The organism is Minwuia sp. IMCC3060 (assembly GCF_029909435.1).
GTDB lineage: Bacteria > Pseudomonadota > Alphaproteobacteria > Minwuiales > Minwuiaceae > Minwuia.
In genome coordinates this window covers 1,404,825-1,430,802 of sequence record NZ_CP123782.1, presented here as the reverse complement: position 1 = coordinate 1,430,802, position 25,978 = coordinate 1,404,825, and the positions used below count along the sequence as shown (strand labels likewise).

Sequence of the window (25,978 nt, the reverse complement as noted above, 5' to 3'; positions counted from 1 at the left end):
GAGATACTGATCGAGAGTGACCATGACCGACACCGACCTGCTGCCGACCCTGACCCGCATCGCGGAAGCACTGGAACGGCTGGCGCCGCCTGCCGCCGCCCAGCCGGACACCGACGCGGCCAGCGCCTTCGTCTGGCATGCCAATCCCGACAGGCTGGACCCGGTACCGGATGTCAATCACGTAGGCATGGCCCTGTTGCAGGGCATTGACCGGGTCCGGGACATCCTGACCGACAATACCCGGCGCTTCGCCACCGGCCTGCCAGCCAACAATGCGCTGCTGTGGGGCGCGCGGGGCATGGGCAAGAGTTCCCTGGTCAAGGCGGCGCATGCGGAGGTCAGCCGCGAGACCGGCGGCAAGCTGATCCTGATCGAGATCCATCGGGAGGACATCGACTCCCTGCCCCGGCTGCTGCATGTGCTGCGCGAGCGCCAGGATCAGCGTTTCATCCTGTTCTGCGACGACCTGTCGTTCGACACCGACGACACCAGCTACAAGTCGCTGAAGGCGGTACTGGAGGGCGGACTGGAAGGACGCCCGTCCAACGTCATCTTCTACGCCACCTCCAACCGTCGCCACCTGATGCCGCGGGACATGATCGAGAACGAGCGTTCCACGGCCATCAACCCGGCCGAAGCGGTGGAGGAGAAGATCTCCCTGTCCGACCGTTTCGGGCTCTGGCTCGGCTTCCATACCTGCAGCCAGCGGGAATATCTCGCCATGGTGAACGGCTATTGCGCCGCCTACGGGCTGGAGATGGACCCGGAGACCCTGCGCCTGGAATCGGTCGAATGGGCCACCACCCGTGGTTCCCGGTCAGGCCGCGTGGCGTGGCAGTACATCCAGGATCTCGCCGGGCGTCTCGGCAAGCCACTTGGCTAGGCAAGCTCTCTGCGTGAGGGCGGCGCCGGTCGGGGCCATGATCTGACGTCGCGCGTCTGAGACTTCACGACACGAGGCACTGATTTCAGTTCGATTGCCATCCTGAAGGTTCCACAACCTTCAGGAGCATGCATGATGAACGTCGATCCCTTCTGGCTGAATGACCGGATTGTCCCCTCTGACGCCAATGATCCGAAGGAGGTCACCCGGCTTGGCCAGGCCCTGAGTGACGTCGGCGAGGATGTGGCTGACCGCTCCCGCCCCGCCGTCACGGAGGCCGTGCGCCGGTTCCAGGACTCCCGCGGCCTGCGGGTTGATGGGGAGGCACAGGTCAATGGCCCCACCGCCCAACGCCTTGCGGCGGAGCGGCATGAGCGCCAGACCGCAGCCCGCCCATCGGCGCAGCAGCGGATCCTGGGTGAGCAGCATTCCGTGCCCGTGCGGGACGCCGTCGGCACCGGCGGGCGCAATCGGCCCGAGGACCGGCGGAGCGTCATGCAGGCGCTGGCCATCGGCAACTATCTCTCCCGCTATGCGGCCCTGAACCCGGTGGACCTGCCGCCCGGTGCCCCCGATCCGGAACTGGAGACCGCCCTCGCCCGTTTCCGTCGCAAGCAGGGCGTCCGGGAGACCGGCCCCCTCGCCCCGGGCAGCCTGACCCTGCGGCTGCTCAACCAGATTACCGCCCCGCGCCTGCATCAGCTCATCGGTGATGACGTGGCCAGCCCACGGGACATGTCACCGGCGGAGGACCCGGCGGTGGTGCGCGACAGTCCCGACAGCCCCACCGCCCGCGCCGTGCCCTTCCGCGACGAGGGTCAGGTGGCCCACGAAACGGCGCAGGATCAGGAGATCGCACGGCGGCAGGCCGACCGCATCCGTCAGGAGATGGCGGCGGTCGATCGCGGCGAGGCCGCACCGGTCCCCGGCACCGATCCGTCCCTGCAGGCGTTGCACGACGATCCGGAACTCAAGGACCTGACCGCCCGCCAGATCGACCGTATCCGGGAGATCGCGACTGAATCAGCCCTGGATCTGGAACAGCCGGAGACGCGGGCACGCCTTGGCGCCTACATGCGCGAAAAGGAGCCGGACTTCCTGACCGCGCTGCAGGAGAAGTACGAGGCCGGCAAGCTCGACGCCCGGAAGCTGGAACGGCTGACCGAGAACTGGGCGCGTCAGGTCTCCACTCATGGCGCCAGCCCCATCTCGGTGGCACGGCTGAAGGCTGGCACGGAAGTTTTGCGGCAGGCCCTTCAGGACGAGGGCGCGAGCGCAGCCGACACGGTCGCCAAGATCGAGAAACTGATGGCGGGCGCCGGGCAGGGCGAGCCGGAGGTGCCATTGCTGTTCGAGTTCTTCCCCGGCCTCGGCGAAGCCCTCTCCGCCGCCGACGCCGCGAAATACCTCGCGCAGGCACAGGCCGCGGACGCCGCCGGCAACACCGCCGAGGCCAACGCCGCCTGGAACGCCTTCGCCCTCGCCGCCGCAGGCGCCGTCCCCTTCGTCGGCAAGGCCGTGAAACTCCTCCGCCACGTCAAGGTGGTAAGGAAGGCCGAGGAGGCCATCACCAGTGCCGCCGCCCCCGTCCTGAACGCCATCACCGAACAGGCGCGCAAGACCAAGGTCGTCCAGAAGGCCGAAGAGCTTGTCGACGCCCAGCGCGCTCGTCGCAAACTGCTCAAGGCCGAAGAGGATTTCGAGACAGAGTTCGAAGGCATGTCGGCTCAGGAACTGGTTGGTGCCGCAGATTGGTCGAAGCTTGACGAGAAGACGCAGCATGCGATCAGTAGCAGCTTTACGCATGGTAAGCGTCGGGCCAGCGAAGGCCAACTGGCGACTGACCTTGATGTGGCTGGAGCCAAACGTCCGCTGGACGGTCCGAAACACGATCATCTGTACATGGTGAGAACGGATGACGGAGAGTGGTTGCCAAGGAAGTTCGACTCGGTCGCATATGGCTGGTTCAGGCCAACCTTGATGGGACTATGGGTTCGCAAGATTGATGAGGGAAAGGCGTTCGCGATCGAACTGAAATCCGGGTCTTCCAAACTCACTAAAGACCAGGCGCGTGCTGACAAAGCAATCGCCGACGGGAGAGATTCCTTTCCGACCCTTTCCAAGAATGGAGGGCAGAATGGGTATACGCTTCCGGAAATCGAGAAGGATATCAAACATCTCCGGATACCACTGTGGGCGATCCCTCAGGACATGTTGAACGAGGATCTTCGAAAATCCCTCACAAACAAGGGCACACCTGAGAGGGTGAGAGGTGGCCCGACAAATCTGGACAGTTGAGTTAGGTGGATTTTCTGCTCCCAATCCGGCAGCGTTGCCGGGACGAAGGAGCGAAGATGACAAGACGACCCAGGCGGAACCACAGCCCTGCCTTCAAAGCGAAAGTCGCATTGGCGGCGCTGAAGGGCGACAGGACGATGAGCGAGCTGGCGACGCAGTTCGACCTGCATCCCAATCAGATCAAGCAGTGGAAGGATCAGCTGCTTGAGGGCGTAACGGGTGTCTTCGATGACACGCCAAAGGCCGCGAAAGAGCCGCAGATCGACGTAAAGTCCCTGCACGCGAAGATTGGCCAGCTGGCGCTGGAAAACGATTTTTTAGAGGGCGCGCTCGACAAGGCCGGTCTGTTGCCGAGCGCAAGGAAATGACGGGCCCGGACCACAGGCTGAGCCTGACACGGCAAGCCCGGCTTCTCGGGATCAGCCGGGGCAGCCTGTATTACGCGCCGCGCCCGACCAGTGCGGCGGACCTCAAGCTTATGCGCAGAATTGACGAGTTGCACATGGACTACCCGTTCGCGGGCAGCCGTATGATGAAAGGGTTGCTGCGGCAGGAAGGCTTCACGGCCGGGCGGCTGCACGTGGCAACCTGCATGAAAACGATGGGCATTGAGGCGCTCTATCGCAGACCGAACACCAGCAAGCCTGCGCCCGGTCACAGGATCTATCCCTACCTGCTGCGCAAGCTGGCCGTGACGCAGCCCAATCAGGTCTGGGCCATGGATATTACCTACATTCCCATGGCCCGAGGGTTCGTCTATCTGGTCGCCGTTCTGGACTGGTTCAGCCGCAAGGTTCTGGCCTGGCGGCTGTCGGTGACGCTGGAAACAGCGCCGTGTCTGGAGGCCTTGAATGATGCCCTGCGCAGATATGGCAAGCCGGAGATCATGAACTCGGACCAAGGATCACAGTTCACGTCCATTGACTTCATCAAGGCGCTGAAGGACGCCGACATCCAGATCAGCATGGATGGCAAGGGCGCTTGGCGCGATAACGTGTTTGTCGAACGGCTCTGGCGCAGCGTCAAATACGAGGAGGTCTATCTGCACGCCTATGAAAGCGTGTCAGCCGCCCGACAGGGCATCGACCGATACCTGGCCTTCTACAACACAAGGAGACCGCATTCATCGCTGGAAGGGCAAACGCCCGATCAGGCATATCACATCAAGTTGCAACCAATCCCGGTGGCGGCATAACCAAGCGGAAAATCCACCTAAGAAACGGCTCGAAACTGTTCAAACGAACCGAACCACCTCTGTGATCACGAAATTTCTTGAGAAACTTGACAAAAAATACAAACACGCAGATCAACTCCTAAAGAAAGGAGATACAGATATTGCATCCACGATTACCATCGGCGCCGTATTTACCGCACTGAGCCAGATCGAATTTGAGAACGATGGCACCTAAAATCTGATTGTGCGGCGAGCGAGCAGCAAATTCGTTGCTGCTCGCTCGTTCTCAAAATCGCATCGGACCCACAATCCAAGGATGTTCTATTTGATCAACAATCTCTTTCGGGATTGCTATATTCATTGTCTCCACCATAGCAATGACTGTCACAATTGGCATCAATCTTGATTCATATTTGTTCCTGACAATTGTCTCTGGCGCAACTTCACCTGTTCTGACGCGCTCGCTATCAAAATCACCATCAGCGCTGCATTTCTCCCAGATTTCTGCAAAGCTCGTACGGGACTCGGCGAAGGCTATTCTGGCCATTTCGTCTATCCAAGATTGGTCTCGGGCCAGTTTGGCTGCGGCGAAGACTTCAGCGTCATAGTGATGCCAGGTCGATTTGTTCGGGGCCTGCCGACCCCAGAGTCGCGGATACAGTTGGTCAAAATCCAGCCGCTCCTGAATCCAGGGCAGGGTTATCCGGTTCCAGCAATCGATGAGAAGTTCCGTGACCTTCTTGATATCGTCCTGGTTCTTCATGATGAAGGCCATTTCGTTCGTGTACTCACCTGCCCTGCCTAGGAAAGGAATCTCTGAATAGTCAATTTTGGGTGGTTTCGGGACCGGGTCCATCAAGTCCTTCCAAATCCCCTTCCAGCCTGATCTGTTTTTATATTCATTTCCCCACTTGCTCTCCCAGGGAGCAAAGTCCTTTTGTCTCTCCTCCTCCATCAGGTCACCCGCCAGCGTTCCCCCGGTGTGCATGGGTGCACTCGTGCCCTCCATCCGTTCCTGCGAGCGTTTCGGGTTGTAGAGCTTCACCAGTTCGTCAATTTCCTTCACGAAGCCGCCGTAGGAGGCCCGGAACGAGCCCGGCGTGCCCGCGTATCCCTTTGTCAGCGCCACGCGCCAGGCAATGCGATCGCCGTCGCGGCGCCACATGGTGCGGCCCACCTTGCGAAAGCCGCAGTCCTCCATCGCCGCGCCGAAACCGGCGTCTGCGACGAGGTGCCAGGGCTTGATACCGGGGTCCCAGTCAATCATCACTCAACCATAGCATGCAGCACGTTCACGCCAAGAACTGTCTCCAGATCCGGAATGAACTGCCTGAAAGCGCGACGTTGGTCAGTGCACCTGGCATGTCGAACGAGATCACCGCCCCGCGCCTTGGCCTTCCGCGACGAGGGTCAGGCGGCCCATGAAACGGTGCCGGATCAGGAGATCGAACGGCGGCAGTCGGACCGCATCCGTCAGGAGATGGCGGCGGTCGATCGCGGCGAGGCCGCCGCCTCAGGGAATATGTCATTGAAGGGATTCGACAGGCACTGGAAGCAGACTGAAATCCACATCGCATTCAGGAATGTCGATGGACAAAGCTTCGGCAATCGCCATGGCCTTCACCGCACTCGAAAATTTGTCGATCAGCCGGTTTCTTACAATTGTCTCGGGCTTGACCTCACCGGAACGTACATGCGGCTGATCAAAGAGATATCTCTTGCGGCATTCCTTCCAGACCTCGTCAATGCTCTTCGGCGCCCGTGCGAAGGCCCGGCGGGCCATTTCGTTGATCCATGCCTGGTCACCGGCAATCTTTGCAGCCGCGTAGAATTCCGGATTCTCGAAACAGAAGTAACGCGTGCCCGGACTGTCCGGGCCCCATGTTCTGGGATAGGCGTGCTCGAAATCAAGCCGATCCTCGATCCAGGGCATGGCTGCCTGATGCCATATCCGGATCAGCTGTTGTGCAATCTCGCTGACCTGCGCTTCCGTCCTGACCACGAACGCCCAATCGAGGCTGGAAGGCCCCGCATTTTCCAGAAACGGGACCTCGGAGAAATCCACGTCCGGTGACGGCGGGATCGGTTTGATGAAATCCTTCAGAATCCCCCACAGGCCGGTCCTGTTGATCCGTTCGGCTTGCCACTTCCGCCGCCAGGGCTCGAATTCCTTTTCGCGCAGTTCGCTGATCAGGTCATCCGAGAGGGCACTGCCAAGATGCATGGGAACGCTCGTACCTTCCATGCGCTCCAGAGAGCGTTTGGGGTTGTAGAGTTTCACCAGTTCATCGACTTCCTTCGCGAAGCCTCCGTAGCCGTCTCGAAATGAACCCGGCGTGCCCGCGTATCCCTTTGTCAGCGCCACGCGCCAGGCAATGCGGTCGCCGTCGCGGCGCCACATGCTGCGGCCCACCTTGCGAAAGCCACAGTCCTCCATCGCCGCGCCGAAACCGGCGTCGGCGACCAGGTGCCAGGGCTTGATACCGGAGTCCCAGTCGATCATCACGCAACCATAGCATGCAGTGCGCAGGCCTGAAACACGGCTTGCTCAGCCCAGGTTGCGTGGCGGGCTGCTGCCGAGTTTGCTCACCGGGTCAATGGCCTTCCGACCCTTTCTGATCTCGAAGTGCAACTGCGCGGGATCGACACCGCCGGTGCTTCCGACGGTGGCTATGGCCTGACCCCGCCTGATCCGGTCACCGCGCTGCACATCGATCCGGTCCAGATGGGCGTAGGCCGTGGTCAGGCCGCCCGAGTGGCGGATCAGGACCAGGTTGCCGAAGCCGCGCAATTCGTTGCCGGCATAGACAACCTCCCCGCCTGTCATCGCACGTACCGGTGTGCCGCGCGGGGCGCGGATGTTGATCCCGTCATTGTGCAGCCCCCCGGCCTTCGGACCGAAGCGGGAAACCACCTTTCCGGCGATGGGCCAGACGAGACCGCTTGCCGTGGTTGCGACGGCGGCGGGCGCAGGTGCGGCTACTGTCGGCGCGGGCGTCGGTGCGGATGCCTGCGTGGGCGCAGGTGCTGCCGGTGCTTTCTGCGCCGTGACTGGCGCAGCGGGTCTGCTGGTCCCGCCCGCGCGCGCAACCCGTCCCGGTGGTCTCGGCGGCGGTAGCGGCACGACCTCCGCGCCCGCTGTAACGCGGGTGATGCGGGTCGGTTCCGTCCGCGACCCGCCACCCGGAATCCTGAGGATCTGTCCGGGGTGCAGACGGAATGGCGAAACCAGTCCGTTCAATTGCACGATCTCCCGCCGTCCCACGCCATAGCGTTCGGAAACCGTTGTCAGGCTTTCGCCCCGGCGCACCCGGTGCAGCCGCAACTGCGGCACCCGAAGCTGTTGCCCGATGGCGAGCGTATAGGGGGCCCGCAGCCCGTTGGCCTGGATCAGGTCGCGCACCGGCACACCGCTGCGGCGGGCGATGGCATAGGCCGTGTCACCGGGGCGGACGATCACCGTGCCACCGGTGAAAGCGCTGTGGTCCTCCACGGGCGCAGGCGTGCCGCGCGGCCCGCAGGCGACGAGCAGCAAGGCCAGCGTCAGGAGGATCGCGCGCGGGTGAAACATGCGGCCAGAGTATGAATCCGGGCGACGGGCGGCAAGGGAATGCGGCTGAGCCGCGCCAGCCGTCAGCCCTCCCCGCGCTGTTCGTTCGGCACCCCGTCCAGCAGCGGCACGAATCGCACCGGCAGCAGGTTCTCCCGCGTCGTGCTGCCATCCGCCTGCCGGGTCACGCGCACCAGCATCTGGTCTGCGCCGCTGCGCCCGACGGGCACGATCAGGATACCGCCGGTCGAAAGCTGCTCGACCAGGGCAGCCGGCACTTCCCCGAAGGCCGCGGCCGTGACGATGATCCGGTCAAAGGGAGCCTGAGCGGGCCAGCCGCGGGTGCCGTCCCCCAGATGGGCGATGATGTTGTTGATGCCCAGCCTGCTGAACAGCGCCGTGGCGTCGCGGTACAGTGTCCGGTGCCGCTCGACCGTGTAGATGCGGCGGCACAGCATTGCCAGCACCGCCGCCTGGTAGCCGGAGCCGGTCCCGATCTCCAGCACCTTGGCGCGCGGAAACAGGCGCAGCGCCTCCGTCATGAAGGCGACCACATAGGGCTGACTGATGGTCTGCCCCTGCTTGATCGGCAGCGGCATGTTCTCATAGGCCTGATGGCGGAAATTGGCATCGACGAACTGTTCGCGCGGCACTCGCTCGATGGCGCCAAGCACCTGGGAATCGGTGATGCCCTCCCGACGCAACTGCATCAGCAGCCGGATCTTTCGTACATCATCCGTCATGCGCTGCCTCAGTCCTGAAAGACGCGCCCGAGCGGATCAAGCGCATCCCGGTCGGTCAGGTTGAGGCTGATCGGCGTCACCGAGATCCCGCCACGCCAGATGGTGCCGATGTCCGTGCCCGGTGGCGGCATCGCCTTCTGTCGGCGCAGCCCGATCCAGTAATAGGGAATGTTGCGCCCGTCCTGGCGCGCGTCCACCGTCACGTCAGCCTGGTCACGCCGTCCGTGAGGCACCACATGAACCCCGTTAACCTCATCCGGTTCGACATCCGGATAGTTGATGTTGATCAGCACATCCTTCGGCCAGCCGTTCTCCAGCAGGCGGCGCACGATGCCCGGCGCATGCTGCTCCGCGGTCTGCCAGCGGATGACCTGGTCGGCGAAACCGATCTGGCTCATGGCGATCGACGGGATGCCCAGCAGCGTCCCCTCCATGGCCGCCGCGACCGTGCCGGAATAGGTGATATCCTCGGCGATGTTGGCACCCCGATTGACACCCGACAGGATCAGGTCGGGCCGTCCGTCCAGCACCTGCCGCACCGCCATCATCACGCAGTCGGTGGGCGTGCCGCCGACGGCAAAGCGCTGTTCCCCCAGTTTGTGCAGGCGCAGGGGGTTGGTCAGGCTGAGCGAGCGGCCCGCCCCGCTCTGTTCCTGCTGCGGCGCGACGATCCAGACGTCGTCGCTCAGTTCGCGCGCGATCCGCTCCATGGCCTTGAGACCGGGAGCATCGATGCCGTCATCGTTCGTCAGCAGGATACGCATGTCGTTCAGCCCTTCACGGCTTCGATGACGGTCTGCCCGCCCATGTAGGGTCGCAGGACATCCGGCACGATGATGGAGCCGTCAGCCTGCTGGTAATTCTCGATCACGGCAATCATCGCCCGGCCAACGGCCAGCCCCGATCCGTTCAGGGTATGGACGAAGCGGGTCTTCTTCTCGCCCTCGGGCCGATAGCGGGCATTCATGCGACGCGCCTGGAAGTCCAGGGTGTTGGAGCAGGAGGAAATCTCCCGGTAGCGCTGCTGTCCCGGCAGCCAGACCTCCAGATCATAGGTCTTGGTGGCGGTGAACCCCATGTCGCCGCTGCTGAGCTTCATGACCTGATAGGCCAGCCCGAGCCGCTGCAGCAGGGTCTCCGCGCAGTTCGTCATGCGCTCCAGTTCCGCCTCCGACTGGTCATCGGCGGTGATGACCACCATCTCCACCTTCATGAACTGGTGCTGACGGATCATGCCCCGCGTGTCCCGCCCGGCCGAACCCGCTTCCGACCGGAAACACGGCGTCAGCGCCGTCAGGCGCATCGGCAGGCTGGCGGCATCGACGATCTGTTCGCGCACCATGTTGGTCAGCGGCACCTCCGACGTGGGTACCAGCCAGAAGCCATTGTCGGTGTGAAACAGATCTTCCGAGAACTTCGGCAACTGGCCGGTACCGAATACCGCCTCGTCCCGCACCAGCAGGGGCGGATTGACTTCCTCGAACCCGAACTCACCGGTCTGCACGTCCAGGAACCAGTTCCCCAGCGCGCGCTCCAGCCGGGCCAGCGCGCCGCGCAGGACGACGAAACGGGCGCCCGACATGGCCGCCGCCCGGTCGAAATCCATCAGGCCGAGCGCCTCCCCCAGTTCGAAGTGTTCCTTCGGCGCGAAGTCGAATGACGGCACCTCGCCGACCTGGCGCACCAGCTCGTTGGCGTCCTCATCCGCGCCAACCGGCACGTCGGCGGCCGGAACATTGGGAATACCGGCAAGCTCCAGCGTCAACGCCGCCTCACGCTCCCGGTCCTCTTCCTCCAGCCGCTGCACGTCGGCCTTCAGGTCGGCGGTTGCCTGCATCAGGCGCTGTGCCTCCGCCTCGTCACCGCTGCCCTTGGCCTTGCCAATGGCCTTGGCGGTCGCATTGCGCTCCGACTGCTTCCGCTGCATCTCGTTCTGGATGGACAGCCGTGCCTCGTACATCTCCACGAGTGAGGCCGCGCGGGCGGCGTGGCCGCGCGCGGTCATGGCTTGGTCGAAGGCATCCCGGTTCTCCCGGATCCAGCGAATATCGTGCATGGGATCAATTCCAGACTGAGTCTCAAGTGAAGTGCCCGCGCCTTATAGTGCACTTTGCAGGGCGATTGAATCCTTCTCATGACCTGAACCTGTGCCACCATGGGAGATCAGACATGCATGACCGCCGGGGAGACGAACCATGAGCAGCATTCTCGACCGTATCCAGTTCCGGACCGTCGCCACCAACGGCGTCGAACTGCGCGTTGCGGTCACCGGAGAAGGTCCGCTGGTGGTCATGGTCCATGGCTGGCCGGAAAGCTGGTATTCCTGGCGGCACCAGATGGGACCCATCGCCGACGCGGGCTATCAGGTGGCGGCAATCGACGTGCGCGGCTATGGCGGCAGCAGCAAGCCGCACGCGGTGGAGGCCTATGACATGGAGAGCCTGACCGGCGATGTGGCCGGGCTGATCCCGGCGCTGGGCCACGACAGCGCCATCCTGATCGGCCATGACTGGGGTGCCCCGATCGTATGGAACACCGCCCTGCTGCATCCCGACCGGGTCAGCGCCGTTTCAGGGCTTTCGGTTCCCTATCTCGGCCCCGGCCCTGCGCCCTTCATCGATATCGTGAAGCAGGTCTTCACGGCCAACGGACGCTTCTTCTATCAGGTCTATTTCCAGGATGAGGGCGTAGGCGAAGCCGAACTGGAAGCCGACATTCGCGGTGGCCTGCGGCGGGTCTACTACGCCATCTCCGGCGATGCCCCGGACGGCACATGGCCGACCGACAAGCCGCATGGCGCGACCCTGCTGGAACGGCTGCCCGACCCCGACCCGTTTCCGGCCTGGCTGACGGAGACCGACATCGACTATTTCGTTGGTGAGTTCGAACGGTCAGGCTTCCGCGGGCCGCTGAACCGGTACCGAAATCACCACCGCGATTTCGAGCTGCTGAATGCCCTGCCTGACAGGCGTATCCATCAGCCCGCGCTCTATATCGGCGGCACGCGCGACCTGGTCCTCAAGATGCTGCCGGGCAAGGACATGGTGGCATCCATGAAGCAGCTGATACCGAACCTGTCAGACGCCGTGCTGCTGGAAGGTATCGGTCACTGGACACAGCAGGAAGCGCCGGAACAGGTCACGACCCTGCTGCTGGACTGGATAAATTCCATGAAGAAAATGTGACAAGCATTTCCAGAGGCTGGAAAATTTCACTCCATGCCTCCGGAAATTCCTGCGGTCAGCTGCTCTTCGCGAGACCACGATCGAAGATCGGAATCCACTCGGCAGCCAGTTCCTTGCCCTGCTTCAACTGCTTCTCCGTGATGTCCTGGGACAGTTCCTTCAGTTCGGGCTTCGCGGCGCCGACACCACGATCAATGGCAAGCTGCAGCCATTTCACGGCCTCGACCGGATCGGGTTCGACGCCCAGACCCTGTGCAAATGCAGCACCGACATAGGCCTGGGAGCGCGGGTGATCCGCCTCCGCTGCCCTGAACAGCCAGTAGAAGCCACGTTCGTGGTCGACCGGATGGTTCGCCTTGCCAGTGAAGAACATCCGACCGGCGAGGAACTGGCCGGCGCGGTCACCGGCGGTCGCGGCAGCTTCATAGAGCTTCCCGGCCCGGACAACATCGCGATCCACACCAACCCCGATGACGAGGATGTTCGCGAGCTTCTTGTGCGCATCAATATCGCCGGCCTTGACCAGAGGCTCCAGCAGAGCGGCCGCGGTACCATACCAGAGCGCCGCCAGTTCCAGATCTTCCGGTGTACCAAATGCCTTGTGGTGCATCTTGGCCAACTGGATCTGCATCTGGATATCGCCGCCACGCGCCAGTGCGGCCACCTGCGGCAGCGCCCGGGCGTAGAAGTCGTCGGAGAGGGCAATGTTCTCCTCCACGCCCCTGCCCCGACGATGGAACTCCGCCATGCGCAGGAGACCGCAGAGTGCGTCCTGCTCGGCGGCCTTGCCGAACCACTTGGCAGCGACCTTCAGCCCACGCTGTGCTTCCTTGCCCCGGACGATCAGCTCGCCGAGGTCACACATTGCGGTTGAACTGCCCTCCTTCGCCGCGACAAGCGTCTCTTCCCAGAGCAGCTTCTCGTCCTGGCTCCGCTCGTCATCTTCTTCCTGCGCCTGCACCTGCGCCGCGCCAAGCATGATCGTGCCGATCATGGCACCACAGACCATTGTCCGCCGTGCCCCCTTTGCAAAAAGCCTCATCATTCCCCTCCATTTGTGAGCGGCATGCATGTTGGCCGCTTCGATGGAGCTGACAGGCAAACCATGTGCCAAGCATGGTTCAGTGCCGGGGCGACTGGTTGCTTCCCGTGAATTCGCTAGCTGTCCTGCCGCCTCGGCGGCATGGGAACACCGCCACCGCCGCCGCGGAAACAGGGGACTGCATCATCAGGGGTGTAATATTCACCGGCGCCGTCGGTGAAGATGTGGGCTGCCAGTCCCAGCCCGTGACCGGGGTCCAGAGCGCCCGCCGAAATGGAAGTCCTGCCCGCGCCTTCGGTCGCGAAGAACAACATGGATCCGCATTTGCGACAGAACCCGCGCTGGCTGTCGGCACTGGAGCGGTACCAGGACAGTGACTCCTCCCCCGTGAGGCTCAGATCATCGTCCCACGCCGCGGTGAAGGCCAGAAAGTGACTGGTCTGCCGCCGGCACATGGTGCAGTGACAACCGATGATCTCTCTCATCGGACCATTGACCTCGAATGCCACCGCACCACACAGACATCTGCCGCGTACCGGTCCTGAAGCAACCATGACATTGTTCCTTTTATGTTCTCATTTCCGCGATAGAAGCAGAAGGCGACACATGAGACAAGCACTCCTGCGGATGCCGGGACCATGACCGGCAAGGCCAATCTGCTGATCGGACTGGAGACGCGCCTGGGCGCCCATGGCCTTGTGCTGCTCGGCGGCATTGTCGAGGGCGGGCAGACCCGTGTCATGGTCGGCAATGCCGGGTCACAGATGGTTTCGCATGTACCGGGCCTGCCCGAAGCCGACCCGCGCAGCGATCCCGTCAACCGCTGGACCCGGCAGGTCATGGAACCGGTCGCGGAGGAGTTCGGTGCCACCGTCAGCTATCCCTTCGATGGTCCGCCCTGGCAGCCGTTCGTGACCTGGATGCTGGCGACGGGCGAGGCCTTCGTTTCCCCGCTCGGCCTGGCGATCCATCCGCGCTACGGCCTCTGGTTTGCCCTGCGCGCGGCCCTGCTGTTCGACCGGGTGCTGGCGCTGGACCCGCCTGATGCGACGTCCCCCTGCGAGAGCTGCCGGGACCGTCCCTGCCTGTCGGCCTGTCCGGTCGATGCCTTCACGGGCACGGCCTACGACGCGGAGGGATGCCGCGACCATCTGGCGAAGCCAGCGGGCGATGACTGCATGACCCAGGGCTGTCGCGCACGGCGGGCCTGCCCGGTTGGCACGGCCTGGCGCTACACACCTGCCCATGCGGGGTTTCACATGCGTGCCTTCGCCCGCTGATCCGTGCCGTTCCTACGTCTCTGGTGGCCCGCCCCGAGATTCGGTAGAAATGGTGTGTTCAGACCGGGAGGAAGACATGCCTGAATATCGTTCGCATCGCACCACGCAGGGCAAGGGCCAGGCGGCAGCCCGCGCCCTCTGGCGCGCTACGGGTACCGCGGATCAGGACATGGCCAAGCCCATCGTGGCCATCGCCAACTCCTTCACCCAGTTCGTGCCCGGGCATGTGCATCTGAAGGATCTGGGCCAGCTTGTGGCGGGAGAGATCCAGAAGGCCGGTGCGGTGGCGAAGGAATTCAACACCATCGCCGTCGATGACGGCATCGCGATGGGGCATGAGGGCATGCTCTACAGCCTGCCCAGCCGGGAGATCATCGCCGACTCCATCGAGTACATGGTCAACGCCCATTGCGCCGACGCGCTGGTCTGCATCTCCAATTGCGACAAGATCACCCCCGGAATGCTGATGGCCGCCATGCGGCTGAACCTCCCCACCATCTTCGTGTCCGGCGGTCCGATGGAAGCCGGCAAGGCCGTCATCGCGGGGCGGGAGCAGATCGTCGATGCCGTGGATGCACTGGTCGCGGGCAACAACCCGAACCTGCCCGACGAACATGTGCAGGCCATCGAGGATATCGCCTGCCCGACCTGCGGATCGTGCGCCGGCATGTTCACGGCCAATTCGATGAACTGCCTGGTGGAGGCCCTGGGCCTCGGCCTGCCCGGCAACGGCAGCATTCTCGCCACCCACGCCCTGCGGCGCGGTCTGTTCGAGAAGGCCGGTCGCCAGATCGTGGAACTGACCCGCCGCTACTACGAGCTGGACGACATGGAGGTTCTGCCGCGGTCCATCGCCAACCGGACCTCTTTCGAGAACGCCATGTCGCTCGACATCGCCATGGGCGGATCGACCAACACGGTGCTGCATCTGCTGGCTGCCGCGTTCGAGGGGGAAATCCCCTTCACCATGGAGGACATCGACCGCCTGTCGCGCAAGGTGCCGAACCTGTGCAAGGTCTCCCCTTCCGTCCCCGAATATCACATGGAGGATGTGCACCGCGCGGGCGGCATCATGGCGATCCTGGGTGAGATGGCGCGCGGCGGACTGCTTGACACCTCCACCACCGATGTCCTCGGCCTGACGCTGGCGGAGAAGCTGTCGCTGTATGACGTGCGTGTCACGAAGGACGAGGTGATCCGCCATTTCTACCGCGCCGCGCCGGGCCGCCGCCGCATGCTGGAGGCCTTCGGGCAGGACAGCTATTACGAGACCCTCGACACCGACCGGGCGGCTGGCTGCATCCGCGACGTTGAACATGCCTATTCGCAGGATGGCGGCCTGGCCGTGCTGAGCGGCAACCTGGCCGAGGACGGCTGCATCGTGAAGACCGCCGGGGTCGATCCGTCGATCCTGAAGTTCGAAGGCCCCGCCAAGGTCTTCCATTCGGAGAACGCCGCCTCCGCCGGGATCATGGGCGGGGAAGTGGTCGAGGGCGATGTCGTCGTCATCATCTACGAAGGCCCGCGCGGCGGCCCCGGCATGCAGGAAATGCTGATGCCCACGTCGATGCTGAAGGCGATGGGGCTGGCCACCACCTGCGCGCTGCTGACCGACGGACGCTTCTCCGGCGCCACATCGGGCCTGTCCATCGGCCATGCCTCACCGGAGGCGGCGGAAAAGGGCACCATCGGGCTGGTGGAAACCGGCGACCGCATCCGTATCGACATTCCGGCCCGCAGCATCGAACTGCTGGTGGACGATGAAACCCTTGCCGCCCGTCGCGACGCCATGAACAACCGCGGCGACGGCGGCTGGCAGGCCGTCGGTCGCAACCGCAAGGTCTCCCGCGCCCTGCAGGCCTACGCCGCCCTCACCCGCTCCGCCGCCCACGGCGCCGTGCGCGATCCGGCGGTGCTGTCGGAGATGAAGTGAGGCTGTCGCTGCGGGGGCCGCGCGCCGGTCCCGCAGCGCCGACAGCCCTGCGCCCTCGCTGATCATTGATTCGCGCCGATCGCCGCAGCCAGCCATTGCCAGCAACCCGGCGCCGGAGTACGAATCGCAGACATGTTTCATGTCCTGTCGAGGAGCCACCTGCTGTGCGACGTTCCCTGATCTCCCTGGTGGCTGCTGCCACCCTTCTGCCCGCCGCGGTTCAGGCCGAGAGTGAACTGAATTTCTACAACTGGTCCGACTACATCGGCGAGACGACACTGGCCGATTTCACGGCGGCGACCGGCACCAAGGTGAACTACGACGTCTATGATTCCAATGACGTGCTGGAGGCCAAGCTGCTGGCCGGCAGTTCCGGTTATGACCTGGTCGTCCCGACCGCCATGCCGACGCTGGGCCGCCTGATCAAGGCGGGCGCGGTGCAGAAGCTGGACAAGTCGAAGATCCCCAACCTCGCCAACCTCGATCCCGTGCTGATGGACCGGGTCCGCACCGTCGATCCCGACCTGGAATATGGCGCCATCTGGCAGTGGGGCACCAACGGCATTGGTGTCAATGTGAAGAAGGTTCGGGAGCGGCTGGGCGACGTGCCGCTGGATACCTTCGATCTACTGTTCGACCCGGAGACGGTGGCCAAGCTGGCCGACTGCGGCGTAACGCTGGTGGACTCGGCGGAGGAGATCATTCCCCTGGTGATCAACTATCTGGGTGGCGACCAGGCGGCCGAGGACATGGACTGGCTCCAGAAGGCGGAGGATCACCTGCTGAAGATCCGCCAGCACTACCGCTACTTCCATTCTTCCCGCTACATCAATGACCTGGCCAACGGTGAGATCTGCGTCGCCGCCGGGTTCTCGGGCGACATCTTCATTGCCGCTGCGCGTGCCGCCGAGTCCGGCAACGGCGTCGAGATCGAATACAAGATCCCGCGTGAAGGCACCTTCATCTGGTTCGACATGATGGCCATTCCCACCGGCGCACCGCATCTGGATGCCGCCCATGCCTTCATCAATTTCGCGCTGGAGCCAAAGAACATCGCTGGCGTGACCAACTATGTCTTTTATGCCAATGCAGTAACCGAATCACTTCCCATGGTGGATGAGCAGATTCGCAGCAATCCGTCCATCTTTCCCAGCGACGCGGTGAAGGAGAAGCTGTTCGCCGCAGTGCTGAAATCGCCCCGCTTCACCCGCGCCGTCAACCGGTCGTGGACCAAGGTCCGTACGGGCGAGTAAAGGCACTTGGCCGCCGCCGACAGCACAGACACCCTGGTCAGCATCCAGGGCGTCACCAAGGACTTCGGCGGCACGCTGGCCGTTGATGGTATCGATCTGGAGATCCGGCGTGGGGAGTACTTCTCCCTGCTGGGCGGTTCGGGTTGTGGCAAGACAACCCTGCTGCGCATGCTGGGCGGCTTCGAGACGCCGACCAGTGGCCGTATCATGATCGACGGGCAGGACATGGCGGACGTCCCCGCCTATCGCCGCCCGGTGAACATGATGTTCCAGTCCTATGCCCTGTTTCCGCACATGAGCGTGGCGCAGAACGTGGCCTTCGGCCTGGAGCAGGAGAATGTCGTGAAGTCGGAACGCGACGACAGGGTCGCGGAGGCGCTGGAGATGGTGCAACTCGGCGAATACGGCCGCCGCAAGCCGCATCAGCTCTCCGGTGGCCAGCGCCAGCGCGTCGCCCTGGCCCGCGCCCTGGTGAAGCGTCCCAAGCTGCTGCTGCTGGATGAACCCCTGGCGGCGCTGGACAAGAAGCTGCGGGAGAAGACGCAGTTCGAACTGGCCAATATCCAGGTCAAGGTCGGCATCACCTTCATCATGGTCACCCATGACCAGGAAGAGGCGATGACACTCTCCGACCGGCTCGCGGTCATGAACGCCGGCAGGATCGTGCAGGTCGGAACCCCGGGCGACATCTACGAGTTCCCCGCCAACCGGATGGTCGGAGAGTTCATCGGCACCATCAATGTCTTCGAGGGCAAGGCGGATCCGGAGAACAGTGCCGTTCACTGCCCTGCCCTGCCCTGTCCCATCGTGATGGAGGACAGGGTGGCTGCGGAATCCGGCAGCCAGATCGCCATCGGCATCCGCCCGGAGAAGATGCGCATCCGCAAGGCCGGGCCTGCCCCCGCCGAAGCGGCTCCGGCCAGCAACTTCCTGGCCGGAAAGGTGGAGGACATCGCCTATCTCGGTGACCTGTCGATCTTCCATGTGCGACTGGCAGACGGGCGCATCGTCCAGGTCTCCCGCACCAACATCACCCGCCGACGCGACGAGCCGCTGACCTGGGAGGATGCCGTGGAAGTGGAGTGGGATCCCCAGGCACCGGTGGTGCTGCATCAATGACCGACGCGGCGGCAGATCGGGTGGCGGACAGTCCCGCGCTCAGCACCAGCCGCGGACGCCTGATCGGCATCCTGATCCCGACCGCCTGGCTGCTGCTGTTCTTCGCCATCCCGTTCCTGTTCGTCATCAAGATCTCCCTGTCGGAGGCCGCCTATTCCGTCCCCCCGGTCAGTGACTTCCTGATCTGGCAGGACGGCTGGCCGGTGCTGCAGGCGACCTGGGCCAATTTCGCCCTGATCCTGGACGACCCGCTGTATCTGCAGGCCCTGCTGGGCTCCCTCCGGATCGCCGCGATCTCCACACTGCTGACCCTGCTGATCGGCTATCCCATGGCCTATGCCATTGCGCGGGCGGAGCCGGGCATGCGCACCCCGCTGCTGTTGCTGGTGATCCTGCCGTTCTGGACCTCGTTCCTGATCCGGGTCTACGCCTGGTCCACGCTGTTGCAGGATCAGGGGATGATCAACAGCGCCCTGATGTGGCTGGGGGTCATCGATGATCCCATGCGAATGCTGAACACGGAGTTCGCAGTACAGCTCGGCATTGTCTATTCCTACCTGCCGTTCATGATCCTGCCGCTCTACGCCACGCTGGAGCGGCTGGACGGCAGTCTGCTGGAGGCAGCGGCAGACCTCGGCGCGCGCCCCGCGACGACCTTCTGGCGGGTCACCCTGCCCCTGTCCCTGCCCGGCATGGCTGCGGGCTGCCTGCTGGTCTTCATTCCGGCTGCAGGGGAGTTCGTCATCCCGGAACTGCTCGGCGGACCGGACACGCTGATGATCGGCAAGATCATGTGGCAGGAATTCTTCAACAACCGCGACTGGCCCGTGGCCTCCGCACTCGCCACCATCCTGCTGCTGCTGCTGATCGTGCCTATCCTGCTGCTGGATCGCACCCAGTCACGGGCGGAACAGGGATGAGGCGCGGCAGCTTTCTCACCCTCTGCCTCTGGGCCGGGTTCGCGTTTCTCTACCTGCCGATCCTGGTGCTGATCGTCTATTCCTTCAACGCCTCGCGGCTGGTGGCGGTCTGGGGCGGATGGTCGGTGAAGTGGTACGGGGAGCTGTTCCGGGATCCGCAGGTGCTCGGTGCCGCCTCCATGTCCCTGCAGATCGCGGCCATCAGCGCCACCGTGGCGGTGGTGATCGGCGGACTGGCTGGCTATGCGCTTTCCCGCTTCGGACGGTTTCGCGGACGCACCGGTTTCTCGACCATGCTGACCGCGCCGCTGGTGATGCCGGAGGTGATCACCGGCCTGTCGCTGCTGATGCTGTTCATCGCCATGGAACAGATCGTCGGCTGGCCTGCCGGTCGCGGGATGACGACTGTGATCATCGCCCATATCACCTTCGCCGCCGCCTATGTCGCGGTCGTGGTGCGCTCCCGCGTCGCCGGTCTCGACCGGGCGCTGGAGGAGGCAGCGATGGATCTCGGCGCGCGGCCCTTCACCGTGCTGCGCCGCATCACCCTGCCGATGCTGATGCCCGGCCTGCTGTCGGGCTGGCTGCTGGCCTTCACCCTGTCGCTGGATGACCTGGTCATCGCCAGCTTCGTCACGGGCCCCGGTGCCACGACCCTGCCGATGCTGATCTTCTCCAAGGTCCGGCTGGGGGTCAGCCCCGACATCAATGCACTTGCAACCCTGATCGTCGCCGTGGTCGCATCCGGCGTCCTGCTCTCGGGCTGGATCATGCTGCGCACGGAACGGCGTCACGCCAGACAGGTGCGGGCTGCATTCCGTCGCGAAGGCGCCATGGACGGGAACTGATCTCGAAACCGATGACACCACTTGCCGAGAACCTGCGCGGCGCCGGCCTGATGATGGCCGCGATGGCCGCCTTCGTGCTGAACGACACGCTGATGAAGCTCGTCTCCACCAACCTGAACCTGTTTCAGGCGGTCTTCCTGCGCGGCGTCGGTACCACGACGCTGATCCTGCTGATCGCCTGGTGGCAGGGCGCGTTGCGCTTCCGGCCCGCCGGCCGGGACCGGCGGATCATGGTCTGGCGGACGCTGGGTGACATGGGGCAGATGATCTGCTTCCTGACCGCCTTGTTCCACATGCCCATCGCCAATGTCTCGGCGATCCTGCAGTCCCTGCCGCTGGCCATGACGCTGGCTGCGGCACTGTTCCTGAAGGAGCCGGTGGGCTGGCGGCGCTACAGTGCCATCGCGGCCGGTTTCATCGGCGTGCTGCTGATCGTCCGGCCGGGATCGGAAGGCTTCAACGTCTATTCCCTGGTTGCCCTGACCACAGTCATCTTCGTGGTCCTGCGTGACCTGAGCACCCGCCAGCTCGACCGCGCCGTGCCCAACATCTTCGTCACACTGGTGACATCGCTCGCCGTCACCGGCATGTCGGGTATTGCCTCGGTGGTGCAGGGCTGGAACCCGGTTGCCCCCCACGACCTGCTGCGGCTGGGTGGCGCGGCCTTCTTCGTCAGCTTCGGCTATATCTTCATCACCATGGCGATGCGGGTGGGGGACATCGGTTTCGTCTCCCCCTTCCGCTACACCATGCTGGTCTGGGCGCTGCTGATCGGCATGTTCGTGTTCGGCGATGTGCCGCGACCGCTCACCCTGCTGGGTGCCGCCATCATCGTCTGCAGCGGCATCTATACCTTCTATCGCGAACGCAAGGTGGCACGCGGCCTTGTCGCCACCGCCTCGTCACCCCGCCCGGGCAAGATCACGTAGCTTGAACTTCTGGATCTTGCCGGTCGACGTCTTCGGCACTTCGCCGAAGACGATCTCCCGCGGGCACTTGTAGCCAGCCAGATGCTCCCTGATGAATGCGATCATCTCCTCCGCCGTGGCTGACTTGCCGGGCTTCAGCTCGATGAAGGCGACAGGCGTCTCCCCCCACTTCTCGCTGGGCTTGGCCACGACACCGCAGGCCGCAACGGCCTCATGCCGATACAGCGTGTCCTCCACCTCGATGGAGGAGATGTTCTCGCCGCCGGAGATGATGATGTCCTTCGACCGGTCCTTCAGCTCGATATAGCCATCCGGATGCCAGACCCCCAGGTCGCCGGAATGGAACCAGCCGCCCTTGAAGGCGTCGTCGGTGGCCTTCGGGTTCTTCAGATAGCCGCACATGATGGCATTGCCGCGCATCATCACCTCGCCCATGGTCTGGCCGTCCATCGGCACCGGTTCCATGGTTTCCGGGTCGGCCACCATCAGCGCCTCCTGCATGATGGAGGTGACGCCCTGACGGGCCTTCATCCGCGCCTTCTCGTCGGCGCTCAGGTCGTCCCACTCGTCCTTCCAGGCACAGACCACGCAGGGGCCGTAGCTCTCCGTCAGGCCATAGACATGCGTCACCTCGAAGCCCTGACGCGCCATCTCGGCCAGCACGGCGGCGGGCGGCGGGGCGGCGGCGACCATCATGTTGACCTTCTGGTCGAAGGGCTTCTTCTGCTCCTCACTGGCGCCGGTGATGAACTGCATGATGATCGGCGCGCCACACAGATGCGTGACGTTGTGGGTGGCGATGGCGTCATAGATCGTGCCCGAATCCACCCGGCGCAGACAGATGCTCACTCCGGCCACCGCAGCCAGCGTCCAGGGGAAGCACCAGCCGTTGCAATGGAACATCGGCAGGGTCCAGAGGTAGCGCGTGTGTGTCGGCATCTCCCAGGTCAGCGCATTGTTGATGGAGTTCAGATAGGCCCCGCGATGGCTGAACACGACACCCTTCGGGTTGCCCGTCGTGCCAGAGGTATAGTTGAGGGCGATCTTGTGCCACTCATCCTCCGGCATCGACCATTCCATTTCGGCATCGCCCTCGCCGAGGAAGTCGTAATACTCGATCTCGCCCAGACGCTCACCGCCCGGCCCCTGCGGATCGGCAATGTCGATCACCAGCATGTCGCGACCGATGATCTGCAGTGCCTCCTTGATGATCGGGGCAAACTCGGTGTCGGTGATCAGCGCCTTCGCCTCGCCATGGTCCAGGATGAAGGCGATCTCCGGCGCGGTCAGGCGATAGTTCAGGGCGTTGAGCACGGCACCGATCATGGGAACACCGAAATGCGCCTCGTACATCGGCGGCGTGTTCGGGCACATGATGGCGACGGTATCCAGTTCGCCGATGCCCCGGCCCTTCAGCGCCGAAGCCAGCCGGACACAGTTGGCATAGGTCTCCGACCAGCTCTGTGTCACGTCACCGTGCACCAGTGCCGGCTTGTCGGGATAGACCGCCGCCGACCGCCGGATCAGGCTGAGCGGCGACAGCACCGTGCTGTTCGCAAGGTTCATGTCGAGATTGTTGGCGTAGGCTTCCCGGCTCATGGAACGTCTCTCCCTGGTGCTGGTCCCTGCTTGCGGTCAGTCGTGCAGGCGTCGGGACTCGACTGATGGCGCTGCGCACGGTTGACTCTGGACCTGATTCAGGGGCCATAAAAGCCGATGGTTCACGGGCGATCAACAACGCCGGTGCAGGATAGCGGTTATCGGGGGCGGGAATGGCTTCAGGCCAGAATTCAGCGGCAGACACCGGCGGCACACAGGAACGCGCAAGACGGAGCGGTATCCTGCCCGGTCAGGCCCTGCGGCGGCTGGTGGAAGAGGGTCGGATCTCCGCCGATGGCGGGGTACCTGAGGAGCTGATCCAGCCCGCCAGCCTGGACCTGCGGCTCGGTCGCCGGGCCTGGCGGGTCAGGACAAGTTTCCTGCCCGGCGCGGCCTCCACCGTGAAGCAGAAGCTCGACCGCCTGACGATGCACGAGATCGATCTCGGCACACCAACGGTGCTGGAGCGGGGCTGCGTCTATATCGTCGAGCTGCAGGAACGGGTGCGCCTGTCCCGCGACCTGTCGGCCAAGACCAACCCGAAGAGTTCCACGGGCCGGCTGGACGTGTTCACCCGCCTGGTCACCGACTACTGCGAGAGCTTCGAGAGCGTCGCGGCAGGCTACGAGGGGCCGCTGTATCTCGAGATCGCGCCGCGCACCTTCTCCGTGCTGGTCAGCGCCGGGCTGCGTCTGAACCAGTTGCGCGTCTGGCGTGGCAAGTCACGCCCCTCCGACAGTCTGCACCGGGAACTGCATCAGCGCAGCGCGCTGGTGAGCCCGGAGAGCCTGGACGGCGCCGAACCGACCATCCGCGACGGGCTCTGGGTCTCCGTCGATCTTTCGGGCGAGAGCCATGACGGGCTGATCGGATACCGCGCCCGGCATCATGCCCCGCTGATCGACCTGAACCGCATCGACCATTACCCGGTGGAGGAGTTCTGGGAGCCGGTACATGCCAATGCCGACAGGACACTGATCCTGGACCCGAACCAGTTCTACATCCTGGTCAGCCGGGAAAGGGTCGCGGTGCCGCCCGACTCGGCGGCGGAGATGGTGGCCTATGACACGTCGTTCGGCGAGTTCCGCATTCACTATGCGGGCTTCTTCGATCCGGGCTTCGGCTACGGGGCCGCGTCCGGTGGCGGGACACCCGCCGTTCTGGAGGTCCGCAGCCACGAGGTTCCCTTCGAACTGGCCCACGGCCAGCGCGTCTGCCGCCTGGTCTACGAACGGCTGAGCGAGACACCCGAAACCCTGTACGGCGCGGAGATCGGCAGCCACTATCAGGGACAGGGCCTGAAGCTGTCGAAGCACTTTCGCAAGGGCTGATCCGAACGGGGGAGAGAACGGGATGGTGATCGGGCGAGACATCTATGACGCCTTTCCGCGCTACCCCTTCACACCGCCCCCCGAGCTGGACGGCAGGGGCGGTCGCGTTCCGGTCATCATCGTTGGCGGTGGCCCCATCGGCCTGACCCTGGCGCTGGGCCTCGCCTGTCATGGCGTACCCTGCACGGTGATCGAGCCGCGCGACAGCGCCAGTTTCGGCAGTCGTGCCACCTGCACCTCCCGCCGCTCACTGGAGATCTGGGAACGCTTCGGGGCAGCACAGCCCGCGCTCGACATGGGTCTCGCCTGGACCGGCGGCAGCAGCTTCTGGCACGACCACACCGTCTTCTCGCTGGCCATGCATGACGATGCGGACCAGAAACATCCGCCAATGATCAACATCCAGCAGTGCTTTGCCGAGCAGTTCCTGATCGATGCCGCGCTGCAACATCCCGATATCGACCTGCGCTGGTCCAGCACCGTGACCGGTCTGAAACATGATGCGGACGGGGCGACGGTGACCGTGGAAACGGCGTCAGGTACCTATGAACTCGCGTCGGACTGGCTGGTCGCCTGCGACGGGGCCCACAGCTTCGTGCGCCAGTCACTGGGGCTGAAGATGAAGGGCACGTCCTACGAGGGGCGATACCTGATCGCGGACATCCGTCATGCATCGAAGCATCCGACGGAGCGGCGGGCCTGGTTCGATCCGGTCTCCAACCCGCGTGCCACGGTGCTGATGCACAGGCAGCCGAAGGACATCTGGCGGGTCGACTACCAGTTGCGGGACGAGGATGACGCGGAGGAGGAACTGAAGGAGGAACGGGTGCGCAGCCGCATCTCCGCCCATCTGGAGATGATCGGGGAGGATCCGGACTACGAGCTGGTCTGGATGAGCCTCTACAAGGCCCATTGCCTGACCCTGGAAAGCTATCGCCACGGTCGGGTGCTGTTCGCCGGTGACGCCGCCCATCTGGTGCCGATATTCGGCGTGCGCGGCCTGAATTCAGGCATCGACGACGCGGGCAACCTGGCCTGGAAGCTGGCGGCGGTGATCCAGGGCACCGGCGGCGACCGACTGCTGGACAGCTACAGCCAGGAACGGGTCTTCGCGGCGCACGAGAACATCAGCCAGGCGCGCAAGAGCACCCTGTTCATGACACCGCCGTCACGCGGTCACACCCTGTTGCGCGACGCGGCACTGAGCCTTGCGGTGAGCCACGAGTTCGCCAGGCCCCTGGTCAATCCGCGCCAGACCACGGCGATTGTCTTCCCCGCCTCCATCATCAACACCCCGACCGACCCGAACCTGCCCGGACCACCCGCCGGGGCAACCCTGCCCACCTGCCCGGTGGAATGGCGGGACGGGAATGGGAGCGGCAAGGGCTTCCTGCTGGACCATGTGAAGCTGCGCCCCACCCTGATCCAGTTCGGCAACCACCGGTCCCTGCTGGCGGAGACGTCCGCCGGGCATGAGGTTGATGTCGTGACGGTGCTGGACCGACCCGACCCGGCGTTCGACGGCTTCTGCCTGGTGGACTCCGAGGGCCGGGCACGTGCTGTTCTGGGGGCGGCAACCCCGGACGCAGGCTGCCTGGTCAGGCCGGACGGACACATCGCGGCCCGCTGGGACACGCCTGACCCGGCGTTCATCCGCAGGGCCCTGCTCCGTTCCCTGGGGCTGGAGGCAGCGGCATGACCGGCACACCGATGGACACCGAAGCCCTGGAAGTCTGGTGGGAGGCGCTGGCCCATGCCGTCGACCGCGCCGGACCCGAACATGAAACCATGTTTCTCGCCAAGCTTGCCCTGCTGCTAGGGCGGGAGACCGGCGACCCGGAACTCTGCCAACGCCTGATGGAACAGGCGCTGGAGGATCTGACCTGAAACC

At 64.1% G+C, this 25,978-nt stretch carries 23 protein-coding genes; 14 read left to right on the top strand and 9 right to left on the bottom strand.

The features are described 5' to 3' along the window. Positions 1-22: 22 nt before the first annotated feature. From QGV54_RS06765 to QGV54_RS06755, 3 genes are all read left to right on the top strand, one after another. Entirely contained in the window at positions 23-883 is an 861-nt protein-coding gene (locus tag QGV54_RS06765) for an ATP-binding protein (RefSeq protein WP_281017602.1), read from the top strand. A gap of 132 nt (positions 884-1,015) precedes the next feature. Further along, positions 1,016-3,181 (top strand): hypothetical protein, encoded by a 2,166-nt coding sequence (locus QGV54_RS06760; protein ID WP_281020090.1) that lies wholly within the window; start codon positions 1,016-1,018, stop codon positions 3,179-3,181. A 56-nt stretch (positions 3,182-3,237) separates the two neighbouring features. Then, positions 3,238-4,376, top strand: a protein-coding gene (locus tag QGV54_RS06755) for an IS3 family transposase (protein ID WP_281015974.1) whose coding sequence is annotated in 2 segments (ribosomal slippage) — positions 3,238-3,502 and positions 3,502-4,376 — 1,140 coding nt in all. Because the reading frame shifts where the segments join, the coding sequence is not laid out codon by codon here. Positions 4,377-4,641: 265 nt separating this feature from the next. Here the strand turns inward: QGV54_RS06755 and QGV54_RS06750 are convergent. From QGV54_RS06750 to serS, 6 genes are all read right to left on the bottom strand, one after another. Continuing rightward, a complete protein-coding gene (locus QGV54_RS06750) occupies positions 4,642-5,622 on the bottom strand; it encodes a hypothetical protein (RefSeq protein ID WP_281017604.1) in 981 nt (326 codons plus the stop codon). Positions 5,623-5,880: 258 nt separating this feature from the next. Beyond that, positions 5,881-6,858, bottom strand: coding sequence for a hypothetical protein (locus QGV54_RS06745; RefSeq protein WP_281017605.1), 978 nt, complete (start codon positions 6,856-6,858; stop codon positions 5,881-5,883). Positions 6,859-6,903: 45 nt separating this feature from the next. Beyond that, positions 6,904-7,926 carry a peptidoglycan DD-metalloendopeptidase family protein gene (locus tag QGV54_RS06740; protein ID WP_281017606.1) on the bottom strand — a complete coding sequence of 341 codons (1,023 nt, stop codon included), beginning with the start codon at positions 7,924-7,926 and terminating at the stop codon, positions 6,904-6,906. 62 nt (positions 7,927-7,988) lie between these two features. Further along, a complete protein-coding gene (locus QGV54_RS06735; protein ID WP_281017607.1) occupies positions 7,989-8,648 on the bottom strand; it encodes a protein-L-isoaspartate(D-aspartate) O-methyltransferase in 660 nt (219 codons plus the stop codon). 8 nt (positions 8,649-8,656) lie between these two features. Continuing rightward, positions 8,657-9,412 carry a 5'/3'-nucleotidase SurE gene (surE, locus tag QGV54_RS06730; protein ID WP_281017608.1) on the bottom strand — a complete coding sequence of 252 codons (756 nt, stop codon included), beginning with the start codon at positions 9,410-9,412 and terminating at the stop codon, positions 8,657-8,659. 5 nt (positions 9,413-9,417) lie between these two features. After that, positions 9,418-10,704 (bottom strand): serine--tRNA ligase, encoded by a 1,287-nt coding sequence (gene serS / locus QGV54_RS06725; RefSeq protein ID WP_281017609.1) that lies wholly within the window; start codon positions 10,702-10,704, stop codon positions 9,418-9,420. 139 nt (positions 10,705-10,843) lie between these two features. Between serS and QGV54_RS06720 the strand changes: the two genes are divergently transcribed. Continuing rightward, on the top strand, positions 10,844-11,833 hold the full coding sequence (locus QGV54_RS06720; RefSeq protein ID WP_281017610.1) for an alpha/beta hydrolase: 990 nt from the start codon (positions 10,844-10,846) through the stop codon (positions 11,831-11,833). Positions 11,834-11,888: 55 nt separating this feature from the next. On the opposite strand, the gene QGV54_RS06715 is transcribed toward QGV54_RS06720, so the two are convergent. Then, complete coding sequence (locus QGV54_RS06715) at positions 11,889-12,875, bottom strand: tetratricopeptide repeat protein (protein WP_281017611.1); 987 nt, start codon at positions 12,873-12,875, stop codon at positions 11,889-11,891. 116 nt (positions 12,876-12,991) lie between these two features. Continuing rightward, complete coding sequence (locus tag QGV54_RS06710; protein ID WP_281017612.1) at positions 12,992-13,360, bottom strand: GFA family protein; 369 nt, start codon at positions 13,358-13,360, stop codon at positions 12,992-12,994. 153 nt (positions 13,361-13,513) lie between these two features. Here QGV54_RS06710 and QGV54_RS06705 point away from each other — a divergent pair, with 153 nt between their 5' ends. The 7 genes from QGV54_RS06705 to QGV54_RS06675 all read left to right on the top strand — a co-directional run bounded on the left by QGV54_RS06705 (position 13,514) and on the right by QGV54_RS06675 (position 21,157). Next, entirely contained in the window at positions 13,514-14,155 is a 642-nt protein-coding gene (locus QGV54_RS06705; RefSeq protein WP_281017613.1) for a hypothetical protein, read from the top strand. Between the two features lie 76 nt (positions 14,156-14,231). Continuing rightward, positions 14,232-16,088 (top strand): dihydroxy-acid dehydratase, encoded by a 1,857-nt coding sequence (gene ilvD, locus QGV54_RS06700; protein WP_281017614.1) that lies wholly within the window; start codon positions 14,232-14,234, stop codon positions 16,086-16,088. 164 nt (positions 16,089-16,252) lie between these two features. Next, the gene (locus QGV54_RS06695; RefSeq protein WP_281017615.1) at positions 16,253-17,341 is read left to right on the top strand and encodes a polyamine ABC transporter substrate-binding protein; all 1,089 of its coding nucleotides are present in this window, start codon (positions 16,253-16,255) and stop codon (positions 17,339-17,341) included. A 6-nt stretch (positions 17,342-17,347) separates the two neighbouring features. Next, positions 17,348-18,460: an ABC transporter ATP-binding protein gene (locus QGV54_RS06690; protein ID WP_281017616.1), complete on the top strand. Its 1,113-nt coding sequence runs from the start codon at positions 17,348-17,350 to the stop codon at positions 18,458-18,460. Further along, positions 18,457-19,380 carry an ABC transporter permease subunit gene (locus QGV54_RS06685; RefSeq protein WP_281017617.1) on the top strand — a complete coding sequence of 308 codons (924 nt, stop codon included), beginning with the start codon at positions 18,457-18,459 and terminating at the stop codon, positions 19,378-19,380. The genes QGV54_RS06690 and QGV54_RS06685 overlap by 4 nt, the downstream gene beginning before the upstream one ends. Continuing rightward, positions 19,377-20,228, top strand: coding sequence for an ABC transporter permease subunit (locus tag QGV54_RS06680; RefSeq protein ID WP_281017618.1), 852 nt, complete (start codon positions 19,377-19,379; stop codon positions 20,226-20,228). Before QGV54_RS06685 ends, QGV54_RS06680 begins: the two co-directional genes overlap by 4 nt. An 11-nt stretch (positions 20,229-20,239) precedes the next feature. Then, positions 20,240-21,157, top strand: coding sequence for a DMT family transporter (locus tag QGV54_RS06675; protein ID WP_281017619.1), 918 nt, complete (start codon positions 20,240-20,242; stop codon positions 21,155-21,157). On the opposite strand, the gene QGV54_RS06670 is transcribed toward QGV54_RS06675, so the two are convergent. Continuing rightward, entirely contained in the window at positions 21,131-22,756 is a 1,626-nt protein-coding gene (locus QGV54_RS06670) for an acyl-CoA synthetase (RefSeq protein ID WP_281017620.1), read from the bottom strand. The genes QGV54_RS06675 and QGV54_RS06670 overlap by 27 nt on opposite strands. A 173-nt stretch (positions 22,757-22,929) precedes the next feature. Here QGV54_RS06670 and QGV54_RS06665 point away from each other — a divergent pair, with 173 nt between their 5' ends. From QGV54_RS06665 to QGV54_RS06655, 3 genes are read left to right on the top strand one after another with little or no spacing between them, the layout of a single operon-like run. Then, positions 22,930-24,087, top strand: coding sequence for a 2'-deoxycytidine 5'-triphosphate deaminase (locus QGV54_RS06665; RefSeq protein WP_281017621.1), 1,158 nt, complete (start codon positions 22,930-22,932; stop codon positions 24,085-24,087). Positions 24,088-24,109: 22 nt separating this feature from the next. Continuing rightward, on the top strand, positions 24,110-25,786 hold the full coding sequence (locus QGV54_RS06660) for an FAD-dependent monooxygenase (RefSeq protein WP_281017622.1): 1,677 nt from the start codon (positions 24,110-24,112) through the stop codon (positions 25,784-25,786). Further along, complete coding sequence (locus tag QGV54_RS06655) at positions 25,783-25,974, top strand: hypothetical protein (RefSeq protein ID WP_281017623.1); 192 nt, start codon at positions 25,783-25,785, stop codon at positions 25,972-25,974. The genes QGV54_RS06660 and QGV54_RS06655 overlap by 4 nt, the downstream gene beginning before the upstream one ends. Positions 25,975-25,978: the final 4 nt, after the last annotated feature.